The following is a 20,323-nucleotide window of genomic DNA, read 5'->3' on the forward strand; positions in this document are numbered from 1 at the left end:
TGTCACCCTTGACCCATGCCCGAAGGTGACACGGTCTGGCAGGCCGCGAGGCGCCTGCACGACGCCCTCGCGGGCAAGGTGCTGACCCGCTCGGATCTCCGGGTGCCCAAGTACGCCACCGCCGACCTCACCGGCCGCACCGTCCTGGACGTCACCCCGCGCGGAAAGCATCTCCTCACCCGCATCGAAGGCGACCTGACGCTCCACTCGCACCTGCGGATGGACGGCTCGTGGAAGGTGTTCACGAACGGCCAGCGCTGGACCGGCGGCCCGGCGCACCAGATCCGGGCGATCCTCGGCACCCACGACCGCACCGCCGTCGGATACCGCCTCCCCGTCCTCGACCTGTTGCGCACCGCCGACGAGCCACGAGCCGTCGGGCACCTCGGCCCCGACCTGCTGGGTCCCGACTGGAATCCCGAGCGCGCCCTCGCCAACCTCCTCACGGACCCCGCCCGCTCCCTCGGCGAGGCACTCCTCGACCAGCGCAACCTCGCCGGCATCGGCAACGTGTACAAGAGCGAGCTCTGCTTCCTCCTCGGCGTCACCCCCTGGCTCCCCGTCGGCGCGCTCCCCGCCGACCGCGCCGCCGTGCTGCCCGCCCTCGCGAAGAAGCTCCTGGAGGCCAACCGCGACCACCCGGTCCGCAACACGACGGGCCGCCGCGGCCAGAACCTGTTCGTCTACGGCCGCGCACCCCGCCCCTGTCTGCGCTGCGGAACACAGGTCCGGGTCGCCGACCAGGGCGACGGCTCCCGTGAGCGCCCGACCTACTGGTGCCCCGCCTGCCAGCCCGGCCCCGCCCCGGCACCGGGCTCCCCGCCGACGCGCCGCCTCCGCCCCCGCACCACCCGGTGACGACCCTCGATGACCGCTCCCCGGCTCCTCGTTGACGAGCTGTACGAGCCGGATGATCCGGACGAGCCGCCACCAAGCACCCGAGCGATCAAGCCCGCCACAATTGACGGACCGTCAGAAACCCTCGTACCGTCCCTTCATGGCCGTCAAGGCGTACGACCTCACCGGACGCACCGCATTCGTCACCGGCGCCGCGAGCGGAATCGGCCGCGCCTGCGCCGTACTCCTCGCCCAGGCGGGCGCCACCGTGCACGGCGCGGACCGCGACGAACAGGGCCTGCACGAAACGGCGACGCTGATCAAGGACCGGGGCGGCACGGCCCGCACCCACCCCCTCGACGTCACGGACCGCACCCAGGTCCGGCAGGCCGTCGAATCCTGCGAACGGCTGGACATCATGGCCGCCGTCGCCGGGATCATGCACAGCAGCCCGGTTCTGGACACCCGGGACGAGGACCTCGACCGGGTCCTGGCCGTCAACTTCAAGGGCGTGCTGTACGCCTGCCAGGAGGCGGCCCGCCTGATGCTGGCGCGCGACACCGGCGGCAGCATCGTCACCATGGCCTCGGGTGCGGTGGACACCGGCGGTCCCGGTCTGCTCTGTTACGGCGTCGCCAAGGCGGCCGTGGTCCAGTTGACGAAGACACTGGCGACGGAGGTCGGTCGGTACGGCATTCGCGTCAACGCCGTGGCCCCGGGCTGGATCCGCACGCCCATGACCAACCGCCACGACGCCGGCGCACAGGCGCACACCGAGGCGCTCATGGCCCGCATGTCGCCCCTGGGCCGGGTCGGCGAACCGGAGGACATCGCCCACGCCGTTCTCCACCTGGCGTCGGACGCGTCAGCATTCACCACGGGCCAGATCCTCCGCCCGAACGGCGGCGTAGCAATGCCCTGGTAACCACCGTCCCACCGCCCACCGCCCACCGCCCACTACCCCCTCGACGAACCACCCCGGCAGCCTCCGCTCCCCCCCTCCCGGTCCCCACCGTGCCCACGCCCCACTCCCCGCCCCGAACCCTGCCTCCCAGACCCACCACGCCCGCACTCCGCCCCGCCTCGCACCACCCCCGGCCTCCCAGCAGCATCCCGCCCAACCGCACCACAAGAACCCCACCCTGATCCGGATCGCCGCCCGCCCTCAGCCCTCACTCCCCGCCGTCGGCACCCCCCATCAGCCCGCCCGACCCCGCGGCCCCGTTCCAGCCGTAGGCCAAGAATCATCGGGCCAAGCACGGCCCCCAGCGCCACGCCAAGCGCACGAGGGCATCACAGCCCAAGCGGCCCAGCCACCCGCCCCCAGCCACCCGCCCGGAGACATCCCGCACCCAGCCGAGGCACCTCCGCAAAGGCACCTCCACACGCACCTACCCCCGCGCCTCCCCCTCCGCGCCACCCCCGCCCCCCGCGCCACCCCCGACTCTCCCGCCACCACCGACTCTCCCGCCACCACCGGCCCCACCACCGCCCGCGGCCCCCCGCCAAGCAGCCCTCCATCGCCCCTCCCCGACCGCCCCCACCGCACGCGCCTTGGCCACGCAGTGCACGGGCAGCAGGCTCAGCCCCCACCCTCCGGCGGCGACCGCCCCCTCCAGCACGCCGGCCTCCGGCGCCACGGCGAGTCTCAGCACGGCCCACCACCACACCGCGCCCAACCCCAGGCCGAGCCCCAGCACGGCCCCACGCTCCGCTATTCGCCCCACCACGGCCGTCACCTCCAGCCCGAGCCTCACCACGACACCCAGTAACCCCCGGTGCCTCCGCAGAGGCCGACGCTAGACGTGCGCCCCGAACCCGGGCAGGGCGCACGGGCGGCACATCGGCGCATCAGGCGAGCCGGGTCGCCGCCCGCGCCCCAGCCGCCTCACCCGCTCTCCGCCTGGAACATCCAGTGGTGCTTCTCGAGATCGGCGGTGATCCCGATGAAGATGTCCTGGCTCACCGGATCCGCGTCACCCGTGGCCGCCACCCGTTCCCGCATCCGGGTGATCACCGCGCCCAGAGCGGCGACGAGCGTGCCCACCGCGTCGGCGTCCTTGACCCAGCCGCCCGCCACCGCACTGATCCCGCTGCCGGCCGCCACCGTCGCCGCACGTCCGTCAGGTGAGACTCCCAGCGCCGAGGCACGCTCCGCCACGGTGTCGGAGTGGGTGCGGGCGACGTCCACGACCTCGTCGAGCTGAAGGTGGACGGACCGGAAACGGGGCCCGACGACGTTCCAGTGGACCTGCTTGGCGACGAGCGAAAGGTCGACCAGGTCGACGAGCGCGCCCTGCAACGCCTCCGAGACGGTCTTCAGATCGGCGTCGGACAGGGGACTCTTGACGACGTACATCGGTACCTCCGGTGGTTGGCCCCCGAGATGCCCCTCCACGATGACCTCGGCACCCCGCACCGGCAAACGGACGCCAGACGCGAAAAACCCCGACCGCACCTTCTCCGGGTCTCCCCGGAGAAGCCCCGGCCGGGGCCTCACACGTGCTTTCCTACGTGCCTGTGTCGCGTCACACGCCCACGCGTCACACGCCCGTGCGCGTGAATGTCACGCGGCGACCACGTCCACCGCCTCGGCGGGGGCCTTGATGGTCACCCGCTCCGGTGGCACACCGGTCACCGACACGGAACCCAGCATCGGACGAACCGACGCCGGTACAGGCTCGCGGGGGGTGGCGGCAGCAGACTGAGCCAGCTCGGCGAGAGCGAGTTCGTCGCTCACTTCCCGCATGAGCTCGGACATCCGTACGTCCAGCGCGTCGCAGATGGCGGAGAGCAGCTCGGAGGAAGCCTCCTTCTGCCCCCGCTCCACCTCGGAGAGATAGCCGAGTGAGACTCGGGCGGACGAGGAGACTTCGCGCAGAGTACGGCCCTGGCGCTGGCGCTGCCGACGCAGCACGTCACCCAGCAGGCGACGGAGCAGAATCATCGGTGGCTCCCTCCTCGGACCGCGTAGCCGCATCCTTCACGCCCCACCGTACCGCCTTGCGCTGCGGCCGTGCGGGGAGCGATGTCGTGTTCACTCAGGGCTGCAAACATCAAAACCCCCCGTTCTGTTCCGTATCCTGTGCCCGCTCATTCCCGGTGTGTTCGCCCGCAAGCTCTGTCAGGAGCAGTGCGAGTACGCTCCGTACACTCTCTCTACGAATTTCCGCCCGGTCGCCGTTCAACCGCAGGGCCTCCACTTTTCCGCCGCCGGCGGAACCGGAATCTGCCCGGAACGGGCCGTCCACCGCCACGAAAACCGTCCCCACCGGCTGTCCGTCCTGTGGGTCGGGGCCGGCGACGCCCGTGGTCGCGATGCCCCAGTCGGCTCCCAGCGCCTTCCGCACTCCGGCGGCCATCTGGGCCGCGACCTGCGCGTCCACGGCCCCGCGCGCGGCCAGCAGGTCCGCGTCGACCGCGAGCAGTTGGTGCTTGAGGTCGGTGGCGTAGGCGGTGACGGAACCGCGGAAGACCTTGGACGCGCCGGGGACCGAGGTGATCTCCGCCGCGACCAGGCCACCGGTCAGCGACTCGGCCACGGCGAGGGTCGATTCGTTCACCGTGAGTAGTCGCACCACGTCGGTGGCCGGGGAATTCACGCTTGCGTCTCCTCCAACGCGGCCTTGCGCTCGGCGATTCCCTGCCTGCGCAGCACAACGGCCTGCCGTACGTAGTCGAGCCCGGTCACCACGGTCAGGACGACCGCCGCGGCCATCACCCACCACCTCAGGGTGGCCAGCCAGCCCGTCAGCGCCAGGACGTACATCCCGACCGCCACGCCCTGTGTGAGCGTCTTCAGCTTGCCGCCCCGGCTCGCCGGGATGACGCCGTACCGGATGACCAGGAAACGCAGGAGCGTGATCCCGAGTTCCCGGCCGAGGATCACGATCGTCACCCACCACGGCAGGTCGCCGAGCGAGGAGAGGCAGATCAGCGCCGCTCCCATGATCGCCTTGTCGGCGATGGGGTCGGCGATCTTCCCGAAGTCGGTGACGAGGTTGTACGTCCGCGCGATGTGCCCGTCGAACAGGTCGGTGATCATGGCGATCGCGAAGGCCGCCCAGGCGAACGCACGCCATGCCGGGTCGTAGCCGCCGTCGGCCAGCATCAGCGCGACGAAGCCGGGCACCAGGATCAGCCGAAGCATCGTCAGCAGATTGGCGATGTTCCAGACGCTCGCCTGGTTGACGGCGGCGGCCGCCAGCTTGGCGCCCCTCGGCGGCCTGCCGGCATCCTCCGGGTCGGTGATCGCGGCCACATCGGCAGTCGCTTCGGAGGGAACGACCACAGCGCCCGCCGCCGGTGCGGCCTGCGAAGCCTGGGGACCCGGTGAGGTCTGCGAAGCCGGTGAAGCCTGCGAGGAGCCGCCCGCAGCCGATGCCGGAACACCCGTCATCTGCCCGCCTCCTCGCTACACCCGAACGAACCCGGCAGGGGCTCGGCCACCAGGTCGACACCTTCCGTACCGACCACCTTCGCCTCGACCATACGACCGACGCTCAGGTTTCCGCCCGATGTGAGCAGCACCTGTCCGTCCGTCTCCGGAGCCTGGTGCTCCCCGCGGCCGTACACGCCCTCCTCGTCCACCGACTCGACCAGCACGTGCACGGTCTCGCCGACCCGCTCCTCGGCCCGCTGCGAGACGAGCTCCTCTGCGAGCCGGGAGACCCGGGCGAGCCGCTCGGCCACGACGTCCACGTCGAGCTTGTCGTCGTACGTCGCGGCCTCGGTGCCGTCCTCGTCGGAGTAGCCGAAGACGCCGATCGCGTCGAGGCGGGCGCCGTTCAGGAAGCGCTCCAGCTCGGCCAGGTCTGCCTCGGACTCACCGGGGAAGCCCACGATGAAGTTGGAGCGCACACCCGCCTGGGGCGCCTTGCCCCGGATGGTGTCGAGCAGTTCCAGGAAGCGGTCGGTGTCGCCGAAGCGGCGCATCGCGCGCAGCACGCCGGGCGCCGAGTGCTGGAAGGACAGGTCGAAGTAGGGCGCGATCTTCGGCGTCGAGGTCAGCACGTCGATCAGGCCGGGCCGCATCTCGGCCGGCTGGAGGTAGCTGACCCGCACCCGCTCGAGGCCGTCGACCTCGGCCAGCTCGGGCAGCAGCGACTCCAGCAGCCGGATGTCGCCGAGGTCCTTGCCGTAGGAGGTGTTGTTCTCGGAGACCAGCATGATCTCCTTGACGCCCTGCTCGGCCAGCCACCGCGTCTCGTTCAGCACGTCGCTCGGCCGCCGCGAGATGAAGGAGCCGCGGAAGGACGGGATGGCGCAGAAGGTGCAGCGCCGGTCGCAGCCGGAGGCGAGCTTGACCGAGGCGACCGGGGCGCCGTCGAGCCGGCGGCGCAGGGGCGCGCGGGGGCCGGAGGCCGGGGCGACACCCTCGGGGAGGTCGTTGGGCCCGTGGCCGGGCAGGGCGACGGAGGCGGCCGACTCCTGCCGCTCCGCCGGGCTGATCGGCAGCAGCTTGCGCCGGTCGCGCGGGGTGTGGGAGGCGTGGATGCCGCCGTTCAGGATGGTCTGGAGGCGGTCGGAGATGTCGGAGTAGTCGTCGAAGCCGAGCACACCGTCGGCCTCGGGCAGGGCGTCGGCGAGTTCCTTGCCGTACCGCTCGGCCATGCAGCCCACCGCCACGACGGCCTGGGTTCTGCCATGCCCCTTGAGGTCATTGGCTTCCAGCAGGGCGTCGACGGAGTCCTTCTTGGCGGCGTCGACGAAGCCGCAGGTGTTGACGACGGCTACGTCCGCGTCCTCGGCGTCCTCCACGAGCTGCCAGCCGTCCGCCTCCAAACGGCCTGCGAGCTCCTCCGAGTCCACCTCGTTACGGGCGCAGCCAAGGGTGACGAGTGCGACGGTACGGCGTTCAGGCATGGGCTCAAGACTACTTTGTCGCACCGACACCGAACGTCGACGGGGTTGGCGATCTTCGCCAACCCCGTACACCCGAAGGCGCGCCTGGCCTATCCGACCTTGGGGTCGCCCTTCGTGTACGTCAGCCGCTCCACGGCGCCGGGCTGGAAGTCGTCGTCGAGCTTCTTGCCGTTGACGTAGAGATCGATCGCGCCGGCGTCACCGAGGACGAGGTTGATCTTCTCGCTGTCCTGGAAGGTCTTGGACTGGCCCTGCTTGAGCAGGCCGTCGAAGAGCAGCCGGCCGTTGTGGTCCTTGGCGGCGACCCAGCTGCGGCCGTCCGCGGCGCTGACCTGGACGGTCACCTTGTCCTGAGGGGCCGCGGCGATGGCGCTGTCGGAGGGTTCCGGCTTCTCGTCGACGGGCTTGTCGGTCTTCGTCGTGGGTGAGGCGGTCTTGCCGGTCGCGGGGGTGGCGCCCTCGGCGACCTGTTCCTTCGACCCGTCGTCGTCGCCCGTGAAGGCGGTGAAGCCGACGAAGCCGACCACGGCGACGATCGCGGCGACCATGGCCGCGGTCCAGTTCGGCCCGCGCCGCTCGGGGCGGATACGTTCCGCCTCGAAGAGAGGCGCGGCCGGGGTCGGTGCCGGACGGCCGCCGTGGGTGTCGTCGTACCGCTCGATCAGCGGGGCGGGGTCGAGCTGGACGGCCCTGGCCAGGGTCCGGATGTGCCCGCGGGCGTAGACGTCCCCGCCGCAGGCGGCGAAGTCGTCGGACTCGATGGCGTGGACGATGGCGATGCGGACCCGGGTGGCGGAACTGACGTCATCGACGGTCAGCCCGGCCGTGATGCGGGCCTGCTTCAGGGCGCGGCCGATGGAGAAGGGGGCTTCCTCGGACGGGTCTTCGAACGGACGCTCGTCTTCAGGGGAGTTGCCGATGGACACGGGGGCGCCTTTCGAGCGTGTAGCCACCTGTGCTGGAGGTTCAGTCTAGGGGGGGTGCCAAAGGGAGGGGCAACCGGGCGGTACGACTTTGTACGCCATCGGTATGGCCGGTCACACCGATGACGGGCCGGTTACGGCCCCGGCGGGGAGCCGCACCTGTCCTCTCGCTCAACTGGACGTATGCCAAAGGGAAACGGTTGCCCACTGCTCTCTAACGGGTGAGTCACGGCCGGCCGCCCCTTCCCTGACTGACGTCTACCCCCCAGAATCCCCCCGGATCACGGCGAGCACGCCGTCCAGCTCGTCCGGTTTCACGAGAACGTCACGCGCCTTGGAACCCTCGCTGGGCCCGACGATGTTCCGCGACTCCATGAGGTCCATCAGCCGGCCGGCCTTGGCGAAGCCGACGCGCAGCTTGCGCTGGAGCATGGACGTCGATCCGAACTGGGTGGAGACGACCAGCTCGGCCGCCTGGCACAGCAGGTCGAGGTCGTCGCCGATGTCCTCGTCGATCTCCTTCTTCTGCTTGGTGCCCACCGTGACGTCGTCCCGGAAGACCGGCGCCATCTGGTCCTTGCAGTGCTGTACGACGGCCGCGACCTCGGCCTCGGTCACGAAGGCGCCCTGCATGCGGGTCGGCTTGTTCGCGCCCATCGGCAGGAACAGTCCGTCACCCTTGCCGATCAGTTTCTCGGCGCCCGGCTGGTCGAGGATGACGCGCGAGTCGGCCAGCGAGGAGGTGGCGAAGGCGAGCCGCGAGGGCACGTTCGCCTTGATCAGGCCGGTGACGACGTCGACCGACGGGCGCTGGGTGGCGAGCACCAGGTGGATGCCGGCCGCGCGCGCGAGCTGCGTGATGCGCACGATCGAGTCCTCGACGTCACGCGGCGCGACCATCATCAGGTCGGCGAGCTCGTCGACGATCACCAGCAGGTAGGGGTACGGCTGAAGCTCGCGCTCACTGCCCTCGGGCGGCTTGACCTTGCCGTTCCTTATGGCCGCGTTGAAGTCGTCGATGTGCCGGAAGCCGTATGCCGCCAGATCGTCGTAGCGCAGATCCATCTCGCGTACGACCCACTGCAGCGCCTCGGCGGCCCGCTTCGGGTTGGTGATGATCGGCGTGATCAGGTGGGGGATGCCCTCGTAGGCGGTCAGTTCGACGCGCTTGGGGTCGATCAGGACCAGCCGCACGTCCTCGGGGGTCGCGCGGACCATGATCGACGTGATCAGGCAGTTGATGCAGGACGACTTGCCGGAACCGGTGGCTCCGGCCACCAGGACGTGCGGCATCTTCGCCATGTTGGCCATCACGTAGCCGCCCTCGACGTCCTTGCCGAGCGCCACCAGCATCGGGTGGTCGTCCTCGGCCGCGTCCGCGAGCCGCAGCACGTCGCCGAGGTTGACCATCTCCCGGTCGGTGTTGGGGATCTCGATGCCGACCGCGGACTTGCCGGGGATCGGGCTGATGATCCGCACGTCGGGGCTGGCGACGGCGTACGCGATGTTCTTCGCCAGCGCGGTGATCCGCTCGACCTTCACGGCCGGGCCGAGCTCGATCTCGTAGCGGGTGACCGTCGGCCCGCGCGTGAATCCCGTGACGGCCGCGTCGACCTTGAACTCGGTGAAGACGTTCGTCAGCGAGGCGACGACGGCGTCGTTGGCCGCGCTGCGCGCCTTGCCGGGCCCGCCGCGCTCCAGCAGGTCGAGCGAGGGCAGCGAGTAGGTGATGTCGCCGGACAGCTGGAGCTGCTCCGCGCGCGGCGGGAGCTCGCGCGCCTCCTGGGGGGCCGACTTCGTCAGGTCGGGGACCGCTCCCCCACCCGTCTTGAGCTTCTGCTGCTTGGGCCGGGAGGCCGGGGCCGGAACGGGCGTCGGCGTGGTCGGCTCCCCGTCGCCGACGCTCACCCCCTGGGTGAGGTCGGCGACGATCCGCGAGGGCGGCATGCCGTGCAGGACGGCGCCGTCGAGGTCGGCCGCGGCGGCCGCGGCGATGTCCACGGCGTCCAGCCGCCGGTCCATGGCCGGCTGCGGCACCGCGGAGCGCCTGGGGCGGCCGCGCCGCCGCGAGAGCGCCTCCTGCTCGGCGTCCTCCGGGTCGTACGCCTCGGCGGCGCCCGAGCGGCGGCGGGGGCGCCCGGGGAGCGCCTCGCGCCACTGCTCGTCGTAGCGCGCGTCGTCGTCGTGGTCGTCGTACTCGTCCGCCGCCGGGTCGTGCAGCACACCCAGCCGCACCCCGAGCTGCCGCAGCCGCTGCGGGATGGCGTTGACCGGGGTCGCCGTGACGACCAGCAGCCCGAAGACCGTGAGCAGCACGAGCAGCGGTACGGCGAGAACCTCGCCCATGGTGTACGTCAGCGGGGTCGCCGCGCCCCAGCCGATGAGTCCGCCCGCGTCCCTTATCGCCTGCATGCCGTGGCTGCGGGCGGGCGCGCCGCAGGCGATGTGGACCTGGCCGAGCACGCCGATGACGAGCGCGGACAGGCCGATCACGATACGGCCGTTGGCCTCGGGCTTCTCGGGGTGCCGGACGAACCGCACGGCGATGACCGCCAGCAGGATCGGCACCAGCAGGTCGAGCCGCCCGAAGGAGCCGGTCACCAGGATCTCGACGAGGTCGCCGACAGGGCCGCGCAGGTCGGCCCAGGTCCCCGCGGCGACGATCAGCGCGAGGCCGAACAGCAGCAGCGCGACGCCGTCCTTGCGGTGCGCCGGGTCGAGGTTCTTCGCGCCGTTCCCTATGCCGCGGAACACGGCGCCTACGGCGTGCGCCAGTCCGAGCCAGATGGCGCGCACCAGCCGGTAGACGCCCCCTGTGGGACTGGGCGCCGGCGCGGGCACGGGTTTCTTGGCCGCGGCTTTCCTGGCGGGCGCCTTCTTCGCCGGGGCCTTTTTGGCGGCGGCCCGCTTCGCCGGAGCCTTCGCGGGAGCAGCCGCCTTCTTGGCGGGCTGCTTCTTGGCTGCGGACGGACGTGAGGCCATGGGTGTGAGGTTACCGGTGGAGACCACAACGGACACGTGTGCCCACTGCTTCACCCGTTCGTGTCGCCCTCCCGAAGGCGCGGAACTGACACGTCCGCCTTCGGTGGAGGTGGAACTGACGCGCCCTCACGCACAACTCGATGCGTCGCACGCGTCAGTTCCGATCAGTTCGGTGACGGCAACGCGGCCGTGCCGCTGCCGGTGCCCGGCTCCAGGGCGTCCAGCGCCCGGCGCAGACCCGTGAGTTTGCGCTCCAGGTGCGCCGCCGTGGCCACCGCCGCCGCGTCCGCGGACTCGTCGTCCAACTGCTTGGACAGAGCCTCGGCCTGCTCCTCGACGGCCGCGAGCCGCGCGGAGAGCTCGGCGAGCAGCCCCGCGGACTCCTTGACGCCACCACCCGCTGTGGCCTTGCCGCCACCACCCTCCAACTGCAAGCGCAGCAGCGCCGCCTGCTCGCGCAGCTGGCAGTTCTTCATGTAGAGCTCGACGAACACCGAGACCTTCGCGCGCAGCACCCACGGGTCGAACGGCTTGGAGATGTAGTCCACCGCACCGGCCGCGTACCCGCGGAAGGTGTGGTGCGGCCCGTGGTTGATCGCGGTGAGGAAGATGATCGGGATGTCCCTGGTCCGCTCCCGCCGCTTGATGTGCGCGGCCGTCTCGAAGCCGTCCATTCCCGGCATCTGAACATCCAGCAGAATGACCGCGAAGTCGTCCGTCAGCAGTGCTTTCAGCGCCTCTTCCCCGGACGATGCCCGCACCAGCGTCTGATCGAGCGCAGAGAGGATCGCCTCCAGCGCCAGCAGATTCTCCGGCCGGTCATCGACCAGGAGGATCTTGGCCTTCTGCACCATGGCCCGCCCTCCTCGCCCCGGCAGTGCACCGGGCGCCGCCCCTGGGGACGACTCCCTTGCGCCGCCCTTCCTTGTGCCGGTCATGGTAGCCGCACCCCGACCGTCGCCACACCCTGTCACCGTGATGTCACTGTGCACGTAGCAGGAACGCAGCAGGAGACCAGAAGGTTCCCCGAATTCCGCCCCGCTACACGACAGCGGACACCCTGAGTCAGCAACTCCGGGCGCCTTGCGAAGGTTCCCGTCACGCCACAGGTCCCCTCACTCGTCCCGCATCCACTGCCGCATCACCGACAGCAGGTGATCGGGGTCGACCGGCTTCGTCACGTAGTCGGAGGCACCCGACTCGATCGCCTTCTCCCGGTCGCCCTTCATCGCCTTCGCCGTCAGCGCGATGATCGGCAGCCCCGAGAACTGCGGCATCCTGCGGATGGCCGTGGTCGTCGCGTAGCCGTCCATCTCGGGCATCATGATGTCCATCAGGACGACCGCCACGTCGTCGTGCTGCTCGAGGACCTCGATGCCCTCACGGCCGTTCTCCGCGTACAGCACCGACAGACCGTGCTGTTCCAGGACGCTGGTCAGCGCGAACACGTTGCGGATGTCGTCGTCGACGATCAGCACCTTCTCACCGCCGAACCGGATGCCCACGCGCGCGTGCGCCGCCGTCTCCTGCGCACGGGCCGGCCACTGTTCCGGCCGTCCCACCTGCTCGCCGCCGCTCACCAGGCGGCGCCGGCGCCGGAAGAGAGCCGCCGGCCCGTTCTGCGCGTCCTGGTACGACCGCACCTCGGCCGGCATCGCGATCTCCGCGTCGGACAGCTCCGACAGCTCGCGCGCCCCGTTCTCCGAGGCCACCAGGTCGCCGGCCTCCAGGGCGGGCACGACCTGCTGGTAGCCCTGCGGAGGCAGCTCGCTGGGGTGCAGCGGCAGGTAGAGCGTGAACGTCGAGCCACGGCCCGTCTCGCTCTGCGCGTGGATCTCACCGCCCAGCAACTGCGCGATCTCCCGCGAGATCGACAACCCGAGGCCGGTACCACCGTACTTACGGCTGGTCGTGCCGTCGGCCTGCTTGAACGCCTCGAAGATCACCCGCATCTTGCTCGCGGCGATCCCGATGCCGGTGTCGGTCACCGAGAACGCGATCAGCGGCGCGTCCGCGTCGGTCAGCGAACCGGCCTCCAGCAACTGCTCCCGGATCGCCACCGGCACCTCCGCCCCGGCCGGCCGGATGACCAGCTCGACCGACCCGGAGTCGGTGAACTTCACCGCGTTGGACAGCAGGTTGCGCAGCACCTGGAGCAGCCGCTGCTCGTCGGTGTGCAGCGTGGCCGGCAGCTCCGGCGACACCCGCACGGACAGGTCGAGGCCCTTCTCCGCGGTCAGCGGACGGAAGGTGGCCTCCACGTAGTCGACCAGCTGGACCAGCGCGATACGCGTCGGCGAGACGTCCATCTTGCCCGCCTCGACCTTCGACAGGTCGAGGATGTCGTTGATCAGCTGGAGCAGGTCGGACCCCGCGCCGTGGATCGTCTCGGCGAACTCGACCTGCTTCGGCGTCAGGTTGGTGTCCGCGTTGTCGGCGAGCAGCTTGGCCAGGATCAGCAGCGAGTTGAGCGGTGTGCGCAGCTCGTGCGACATGTTGGCGAGGAACTCGCTCTTGTACCGCATCGACACCGCGAGCTGCTCGGCACGCTCCTCCAGGACCTGCCGCGCCTCCTCGATCTCGGTGTTCTTCACCTCGATGTCGCGGTTCTGCTGGGCCAGCAGCTCGGCCTTCTCCTCCAGTTCGGCGTTGGACGCCTGAAGGGCCTTCTGCCGCTGCTCCAACTCGGCCGACCGCTCCCGCAGTTGCTCGGTCAGCTCCTGCGACTGCTTCAGCAACTGCTCCGTCTTGGTGTTGACGGAGATCGTGTTGACGCTGGTCGCGATCATCTCGGCCAGCTGGTTCAGGAAGTCCTTCTGGATCTGCGTGAACGGCGTGAACGACGCCAGCTCGATCACCCCGAGCACCTGGCCCTCGAACAGCACCGGCAACACGATCACCTGCGCGGGCGGCGCCTCGCCGAGCCCCGAGGAGATCTTCAGATAGCCGGTCGGGGCGTTCGCGACGAGAATCGTCCGCTTCTCCTCCGCCGCCGTCCCGACCAGCGCCTCACCGGGCCGGAAGGACGTCGGCATGGAGCCCATCGAGTAGCCGTACGAACCCAGCATCCGCAGCTCGTACAGGTCCGTGCCGCCTTCGGCCGGCGGCATCGCCAGGAAGAACGCGCCGTGCTGCGCTGCCACCAGGGGTGGCAGCTCGCTCATGATCAGCGAGGCCACGTCCTGGAGGTCGCGCCGGCCCTGCATCAGGGCGGACACGCGCGCGAGGTTGCCCTTGAGCCAGTCCTGCTCCTTGTTGGCGATCGTGGTGTCGCGCAGGTTGGCGATCATCTTGTTGATGTAGTCCTGGAGTTCCTGGATCTCGCCGGACGCGTCCACGTCGATCTTCAGGTTCAGGTCTCCGCGGGTCACCGCGGTCGCCACGCGCGCGATGGCACGCACCTGCCGGGTCAGGTTCCCGGCCATCTCGTTCACGGACTCGGTCAGATCGCGCCAGGTGCCGTCGACGTCACGCACGCGTGCCTGACCGCCCAGCTGCCCCTCGGTACCCACCTCACGGGCCACCCGGGTGACCTCCTCGGCGAACGACGACAGCTGGTCGACCATCGTGTTGATGGTCGTCTTCAGCTCGAGGATCTCCCCGCGCGCGTCGATGTCGATCTTCTTCGTCAGGTCACCCTTGGCGATGGCCGTCGTGACCATGGCGATGTTGCGCACCTGACCGGTCAGGTTGGACGCCATGCCGTTCACCGAATCGGTGAGGTCCTTCCACGTGCCCGCCACGCCCGGCACATGCGCCTGCCCGCCCAGGATGCCGTCCGTGCCCACCTCACGGGCCACCTTGGTGACCTGCTCGGCGAACGAACTCAGCGTCTTCACCATGGTGTTGAACGTGTCGGCGAGCTGCTGGACCTCACCGCGCGCCTCGATCGTCACCTGCCGCGTCAGGTCGCCGTTGGCGACGGCCGCCGCGACCTGGGAGATGTTGCGCACCTGCATGGTCAGGTTCTTGGCCATCAGGTTGACGTTGCCGCTGAGGTCCTTCCAGATGCCCGTGACGCCGGGCACGTGCGCCTGGCCGCCCAGGATGCCCTCGGTGCCCACCTCGCGGGCCACCCGGGTCACCTGCTCGGCGAACGACGACAGCTGGTCCACCATCGTGTTGACCGTGGTGACGAGCTCCAGGATCTCGCCCTTGGCGTCGACCGTGATCTTCTTCGACAGGTCGCCCTTGGCGACCGCGGTCGTGACCTCGGCGATCTGACGCACCTGGATCGTCAGGTTGTTCGCCATGAAGTTCACCGACTGGGTGAGGTCCTTCCAGGTGCCGGAGACACCCTGCACCTCGGCCTGTCCGCCGAGCTGCCCCTCCGTACCCACCTCACGGGCGACCCGCGTGACCTCCTGGGCGAACGACGACAGCTGGTCGACCATCGTGTTCAGCGTGTTCTTCAGCTCGAGGATCTCCCCGCGCGCGTCCACGGTGATCTTCTGCGAGAGGTCACCGCGGGCCACGGCGGTGGCGACCTGGGCGATGTTGCGCACCTGGGCGGTGAGGTTGCCGGCCATGCCGTTCACCGAGTCCGTCAGGTCCCGCCACACACCGGCCACGCCGGGCACCTGCGCCTGCCCGCCCAGCCGGCCCTCGGTACCCACGTCCCGCGCCACCCGGGTCACCTGGTCGGCGAAGGCCGAGAGCTGGTCGACCATCGTGTTGATGGTGTTCTTCAGCTCGAGGATCTCCCCGCGCGCGTCCACGTCGATCTTCTGCGACAGGTCACCACGGGCCACGGCCGTCGTCACCTGCGCGATGTTGCGCACCTGGGAGGTCAGGTTCCCGGCCATCGAGTTGACGGAGTCCGTCAACTCCTTCCAGGTGCCCGACACGCCGTCCACCCGGGCCTGCCCGCCCAGCCGGCCCTCGGTACCCACGTCCCGGGCCATCCGGGTCACCTGGTCGGCGAACGACGACAGCTGGTCCACCATCGTGTTCACGGTGTTCTTCAGCTGGGCCATCTCGCCGGAGACGTCCACCGTGACCTTCTGCGACAGGTCACCGTTGGCCACGGCCGTGGTGACCTGCGCGATGTTCCTCACCTGTCCGGTGAGATTCCTGAACGCCGTGTTGACGGAGTCCGTCAGGTCCTTCCACGTCCCGGCCGCGCCCGACACCTGCGCCTGACCGCCCAGCTCACCCTCGACCCCGATCTCCCGCGCCACGCGCGTCACCTCGGCGCCGAAGGCCGACAGCTGGTCGACCATCCCGTTGACGGTGTTCTTCAGCTCCAGCATCTCGCCGGCCACGTCCACCGTGACCTTCTGCGACAGATCTCCGCTGGCCACGGCCGTCGTCACGGCCGCGATGTCCCGCACCTGCGTGGTGAGGTTCCTGAAGACGGTGTTGACGGAGTCCGTCAGGTCCTTCCAGGTACCCGCCGCGCCCGGCACGTTCGCCTGGCCGCCCAGCTGCCCCGCGGCCCCCACCTCGTTGGCCACGCGCGTGACCTCGTCCGCGAAGGTCCGCAGCGTCTCGGTCATCTGGTTCATCGTGTCGGCCAGCTGCGCGACCTCGCCGCGCGCCGACACCGTCACCTTCTGCGACAGATCGCCGTTGGCGACCGCCGTGGTCACCTCCGCGATGCCGCGCACCTGGGCCGTCAGGTTCCCGGCCATGGTGTTCACCGAGTCGGTGAGCTCTTTCCACACCCCGTCCACACCGGACACCTGCGCCTGACCGCCCAGGATGCCCTCGGTGCCCACCTCACGGGCCACCCGCGTCACCTCGGACGAGAACGCGGAGAGCTGATCCACCATCGTGTTGACGGTGTTCTTCAGCTCGAGCATCTCGCCCTCGACGTGAACCGTCACCTTCCGGGACAGATCACCCTTGGCCACGGCCGTCGTCACCAGCGCGATGTCCCGCACCTGCGCCGTCAGCCGGTACGCCATCGTGTTGACGGACTCCGTCAGGTCCTTCCACGAACCGGACATACCGCGCACCTGGGCCTGACCGCCCAGCTTGCCCTCGGTCCCCACCTCACTGGCCACACGCGTGACCTCGTCGGTGAACGTGGAGAGCTGGTCCACGAGGTTGTTGACCGTCCGCCCCACCTTCAGGAACTCACCGCGCAGCGGATGCCCGGTCCCCTCCGGCGTGTGCGTCCTGAGCTCCATCCGCGGCGACAGATCACCCTCGGCGACCGCCGACAGCACCCGCCCGACCTCGGAAACAGGCCGTACGAGGTCGTCGACCAGCGCGTTCGAGTTGTCGACGGCCGTCGCCCAGGACCCCTCGCAGGCGCCCGTCTCCAGCCGCTCGGTGAGCTTTCCCTCACGTCCCACCATGCGCCGGACCCGCGACAGCTCACCCGTGAGATGCAGATTCCGGTCCGCGACCTCGTTGAACACGGCCGCGATCTCCGACATCACGCCGTCACCGGACACCGTGAGCCGCTTGCGGAAATTGCCGTCCCGCATGGAGCCGAGGGCTCCCAGCAGCCGGTGCAAGGCCGCCGTGTCCACGACGGTCGTCCCGCCGCGTGGTGTACGCGGCCTGCTCAGAGACTGTCCGCCTTTCGCGCGCGCCTTAGTGCCCCGCGTCGCTGCGCCAGACTCCACTTGTCCCTCCCACAGGGATCGACCGTTACCGCTGTGCCTGGGTGCTACTGCTCGCCATACCTGTTGCCACTCGGTATTCCGCCCGATGAAACCAGGCGGACCCGGGGGGCTGCTGCCCCCTGTACTCAGAAGACACCCAGTCTGCCCGGACCTTCACAAGAAGCTTGCCCAGTGTTTCACCCTTGCCGAACCAGGCCATAACAGTTCGGCAGCTTCGCACATCGTCCGCACACCCTCGGGCGGAAACACTGGCGACCGGCATCCGTAGGGGCCGGGAAGGTAAGTAACCTTGCATGCGGCTGTCCAGCCACGCCGGTCCGACCGGCCTGGGCGGTGGCACGAGCACGAGCGGGCATCGGAGGGGCGGCCGCACACATGACCACCGGACTGATCCCGGGGGGACAGACCCCGGACCCCCGGCCTTCCAGCACGCGCCCGCCCCACCAGCGAGGCGACCTGACCGGCCAGGGAGCCCTGCACGTCGACGACCGGCCGAGGAGTTCAGTGATCACCGCGCGCGCGGCTGCCAGCTTCGAGCCCGTCGGGAGATCCGTGGCGACCGCCCGCTCCTTCGTCCGCGACACCCTCCAGGGCTGGGGCTTCGCCGACATCATCGACGACGCCGTCGTCCTCACCAGCGAACTGGTGACCAACGCGGTCGTCCACGCGGGCACCCACGCCGACGTCCTGTGCCTGCGCAGCGCCGACGGCGTACGCATCGAGGTGTCCGACCGGTATCCCGAACGTGAGATTCCCCTCCAGGGCTCCCTCGCCACCATGGGCAGCCCGGACCGCGAAGGCGGCCGCGGCCTCCAGCTGTGCGCGGCCATCGCCGGCCGCTGGGGCGTCGAGTACACCCCGACCCACAAGCAGGTCTGGTTCCAGCTCGACCTCCCCGACCGCCCGGTCGGCACCCGCACGGCCGGCCCGTCCCTCCCGGCCGACCTCCTCCCGCTCGCCGACAGCCGGGTGCGCGTGGCGGTCGTCCAGATCGACCGCACGGGCGCCATCTCGGCCTGGAACGAAGACGCCGAGGAGCTCTTCGGCTACTCGGCCGACCAGGTCACCGGCAAACCCCTCACCGACCTCGCCGCCTGGCCGCACACGCCCGGCACCAGCACCGGCATCGTCGAGGCCCTCCAGCTCTCCCGCTGGGAGGGCAGCTACGGCATCCGCGGCGCCAACGGCCGCGTCACGCCCGTGTACGCCTCCCACCTCCGCGTCCGCGACACCGACGGCGAGCCCTCCACGGTCTGCCTGCTCGTCCGCGACCACGAGCGCGCGGTCCTCCAGACCCCGTCACGCGGCCCGGCCTCCGACCCGGCCACCACCTCGGACGGCCAGAACGCCGACCCCTTCGAGGTGTTCATCGGCTCCCCGGCCCCGGACGACCTCGACGGCCTCCTCCAGCGCACGGTGGAGCGCGCCCGCGACATGCTCGACGGCGACTCGGCCTTCCTCCTGCTGGCGACCGACGACGAGACGGAGCTGGAGGTCCGCGCCTCCACGGGCCTGCCCTCCGCCCGCCAGCGCTTCGCGCGCGTGCCCGTCGAGGCGGGCCCCGGCCGCTACGGCTCGGCCCGCATGCCGGCCGTCCACGAGGATCTCCTGGCCGTCCCCGGCGCCGTACCCCTGCTGAACGGCACGGGCATGCGCTCGGTCGTCACGGTCCCGCTGAAGGTCGAGGGCCGGCTCACGGGCTCCCTCGGCGTCGCGGCAGAGGCTTCCGGCCGCTACTCCAACGAGGAGGCGCTGCGCCTGCAGTTCGCGGCCGACCGCATCGCCCTGGCCGTGGAGTCGGCCCGCCTCGGCGAGCTGGAACGCCTGCGCCGAGGCTCCCTCAGCTTCCTCGTCGAGGCCTCCGACCTCCTCGCGGGCACCCTGGACCGCGACCAGACCCTCGCCCTGATGGCCCAGATGACGGTTCCGACCCTGGCCACCTGGTGCGCGGTCTACACGATCGCCGACCAGGCCTCCGATCCCTACCTGTCGTACGTCCTGCACGAGGACGAGGAATTCATCGACGGCATCAAGTCGTTGCTCTCGAAGATCGCACCGCCCGACCCGGTCCCCACCCCCGGCGCCCGGGTCTGGGCAGCCCCCGCCGCCGCTGCGCACGACGCGGCCCTGCGCAGCTCCATGCGCAGCCTGGGCCTGACCGGCGGCCCGACCCACCAGGTGGCGTCCGGCATCGGCCCCACGCTCGCCACCGCCTCGGCAGTGGGCGGCGAGACGGTCGTCCTCCCCCTGGTCGCCCGCAACCGCGTCATCGGCATGCTGACCCTCGGCAAGCCCACCGACGAACACTTCCGCCAGGAAATCCTGGAGCTGGCCGAGGACTTGAGCCGCCGGGCGGCCCTCGCCCTCGACAACGCCCGCCTCTACTCCGAGCGCACGGCCATCAGCCAGGCCCTCCAGCGCAGCCTGCTGCCGCCGGAGCTCCCCGAGATCGACGGCGTCGAGGTCGAGGTCATCTACCGCGCGGCCGGCGAGGGCAACGAGGTCGGCGGTGACTTCTACGACGTCTTCCCCATCAGCGACGGCGCGTACGGCTTCGCCATCGGCGACGTCTGCGGCACGGGCCCGAACGCGGCGGCCGTGACCGGCCTGGCCCGCCACGCCCTGCGCCTCCTCGCACGCGAGGGGCTCAGCGGCCCGGCCGTCTTGGAGCGCCTCAACTCGGCCATCCTCGACGAGGGCGCCCGCAGCCGCTTCCTGACCCTCCTCTACGGCGAGATGCGTCCGCAGGAGGACGGCAGCGCCGAGCTGAAGGTGGTCTGCGCCGGCCACCCGCTCCCCCTGCGCCTGCGCCAGGACGGCACCGTCGAGGCGGCCGCCGAACCGCAGCCGCTGCTGGGCGTCATGGAGGACCTGGAACTCTACGAGCAGACGGTCACCCTCGACCCGGGCGACGTCCTCCTCTGCGTCACGGACGGCGTCACCGAGCGCCGTGAGGGCACCCGCATGCTGGGCGACGACGGCCTCGCCGACGTCCTCACCACCTGCACCGGTCTCACCGCCGGCGCGGTCGCGGCCCGCATCATGCGCGCGGTGGAACGCTTCGCGTCCGACGCCCCTTCCGACGACATGGCGATCCTGGCGATGCGAGTGGCGTGAGGAAAAGGCAGGACAGGACAT

The 20,323-nt window shown here is 70.5% G+C and carries 12 protein-coding genes; 3 read left to right on the forward strand and 9 right to left on the reverse strand.

Features of this window, described 5'->3' with window-relative positions; all coding sequences use genetic code 11:
• Nucleotides 1-15 precede the first annotated feature (15 nt).
• Both OG933_RS12750 and OG933_RS12755 read left to right on the forward strand, forming a co-directional pair.
• Nucleotides 16-858, forward strand: a complete 843-nt coding sequence (locus OG933_RS12750; RefSeq protein WP_405627125.1) for an Fpg/Nei family DNA glycosylase — start codon at nucleotides 16-18, stop codon at nucleotides 856-858.
• Nucleotides 859-997: 139 nt separating this feature from the next.
• The gene (locus OG933_RS12755; RefSeq protein ID WP_405627126.1) at nucleotides 998-1,762 is read left to right on the forward strand and encodes an SDR family NAD(P)-dependent oxidoreductase; all 765 of its coding nucleotides are present in this window, start codon (nucleotides 998-1,000) and stop codon (nucleotides 1,760-1,762) included.
• A 963-nt stretch (nucleotides 1,763-2,725) separates the two neighbouring features.
• Here OG933_RS12755 and OG933_RS12760 read toward each other — a convergent pair.
• The 9 genes from OG933_RS12760 to OG933_RS12800 all read right to left on the reverse strand — a co-directional run bounded on the left by OG933_RS12760 (nucleotide 2,726) and on the right by OG933_RS12800 (nucleotide 17,185).
• Complete coding sequence (locus OG933_RS12760) at nucleotides 2,726-3,196, reverse strand: DNA starvation/stationary phase protection protein (protein WP_362527907.1); 471 nt, start codon at nucleotides 3,194-3,196, stop codon at nucleotides 2,726-2,728.
• Nucleotides 3,197-3,403: 207 nt separating this feature from the next.
• On the reverse strand, nucleotides 3,404-3,784 hold the full coding sequence (locus tag OG933_RS12765; RefSeq protein ID WP_020125026.1) for a helix-turn-helix domain-containing protein: 381 nt from the start codon (nucleotides 3,782-3,784) through the stop codon (nucleotides 3,404-3,406).
• Nucleotides 3,785-3,893: 109 nt separating this feature from the next.
• On the reverse strand, nucleotides 3,894-4,439 hold the full coding sequence (locus tag OG933_RS12770) for a CinA family protein (RefSeq protein WP_362527909.1): 546 nt from the start codon (nucleotides 4,437-4,439) through the stop codon (nucleotides 3,894-3,896).
• A complete protein-coding gene (pgsA, locus tag OG933_RS12775; protein WP_405627129.1) occupies nucleotides 4,436-5,236 on the reverse strand; it encodes a CDP-diacylglycerol--glycerol-3-phosphate 3-phosphatidyltransferase in 801 nt (266 codons plus the stop codon). The genes OG933_RS12770 and pgsA overlap by 4 nt, the downstream gene beginning before the upstream one ends.
• A complete protein-coding gene (gene rimO, locus OG933_RS12780) occupies nucleotides 5,233-6,702 on the reverse strand; it encodes a 30S ribosomal protein S12 methylthiotransferase RimO (protein WP_362527914.1) in 1,470 nt (489 codons plus the stop codon). The genes pgsA and rimO overlap by 4 nt, the downstream gene beginning before the upstream one ends.
• Nucleotides 6,703-6,791: 89 nt before the next feature.
• Entirely contained in the window at nucleotides 6,792-7,628 is an 837-nt protein-coding gene (locus tag OG933_RS12785) for a helix-turn-helix domain-containing protein (protein WP_405627131.1), read from the reverse strand.
• A 255-nt stretch (nucleotides 7,629-7,883) separates the two neighbouring features.
• The gene (locus OG933_RS12790; RefSeq protein ID WP_405627133.1) at nucleotides 7,884-10,607 is read right to left on the reverse strand and encodes a DNA translocase FtsK; all 2,724 of its coding nucleotides are present in this window, start codon (nucleotides 10,605-10,607) and stop codon (nucleotides 7,884-7,886) included.
• 164 nt (nucleotides 10,608-10,771) lie between these two features.
• Complete coding sequence (locus OG933_RS12795) at nucleotides 10,772-11,461, reverse strand: two-component system response regulator (protein ID WP_054243719.1); 690 nt, start codon at nucleotides 11,459-11,461, stop codon at nucleotides 10,772-10,774.
• A gap of 261 nt (nucleotides 11,462-11,722) precedes the next feature.
• Nucleotides 11,723-17,185: a HAMP domain-containing protein gene (locus tag OG933_RS12800; protein WP_362527922.1), complete on the reverse strand. Its 5,463-nt coding sequence runs from the start codon at nucleotides 17,183-17,185 to the stop codon at nucleotides 11,723-11,725.
• Nucleotides 17,186-17,560: 375 nt separating this feature from the next.
• Between OG933_RS12800 and OG933_RS12805 the strand changes: the two genes are divergently transcribed.
• Nucleotides 17,561-20,302 (forward strand): SpoIIE family protein phosphatase, encoded by a 2,742-nt coding sequence (locus OG933_RS12805; protein ID WP_142266468.1) that lies wholly within the window; start codon nucleotides 17,561-17,563, stop codon nucleotides 20,300-20,302.
• The last annotated feature ends 21 nt before the right edge of the window (nucleotides 20,303-20,323 follow it).

Origin of the sequence: Streptomyces sp. NBC_00016 (assembly GCF_045040885.1) — a bacterium.
In the GTDB taxonomy this organism is placed as follows: domain Bacteria; phylum Actinomycetota; class Actinomycetes; order Streptomycetales; family Streptomycetaceae; genus Streptomyces; species Streptomyces coriariae.

Coding starts and splice junctions, on each gene's coding strand:
- pgsA (WP_405627129.1), bottom strand. CDS start 5,236: ATGACGGGTGTTCCGGCATCGGCTGCGGGCGGCTCCTCGCAGGCTTCA.
- OG933_RS12755 (WP_405627126.1), top strand. CDS start 998: ATGGCCGTCAAGGCGTACGACCTCACCGGACGCACCGCATTCGTCACC.
- rimO (WP_362527914.1), bottom strand. CDS start 6,702: ATGCCTGAACGCCGTACCGTCGCACTCGTCACCCTTGGCTGCGCCCGT.
- OG933_RS12765 (WP_020125026.1), bottom strand. CDS start 3,784: ATGATTCTGCTCCGTCGCCTGCTGGGTGACGTGCTGCGTCGGCAGCGC.
- OG933_RS12795 (WP_054243719.1), bottom strand. CDS start 11,461: ATGGTGCAGAAGGCCAAGATCCTCCTGGTCGATGACCGGCCGGAGAAT.
- OG933_RS12805 (WP_142266468.1), top strand. CDS start 17,561: ATGACCACCGGACTGATCCCGGGGGGACAGACCCCGGACCCCCGGCCT.
- OG933_RS12760 (WP_362527907.1), bottom strand. CDS start 3,196: ATGTACGTCGTCAAGAGTCCCCTGTCCGACGCCGATCTGAAGACCGTC.
- OG933_RS12790 (WP_405627133.1), bottom strand. CDS start 10,607: ATGGCCTCACGTCCGTCCGCAGCCAAGAAGCAGCCCGCCAAGAAGGCG.
- OG933_RS12750 (WP_405627125.1), top strand. CDS start 16: ATGCCCGAAGGTGACACGGTCTGGCAGGCCGCGAGGCGCCTGCACGAC.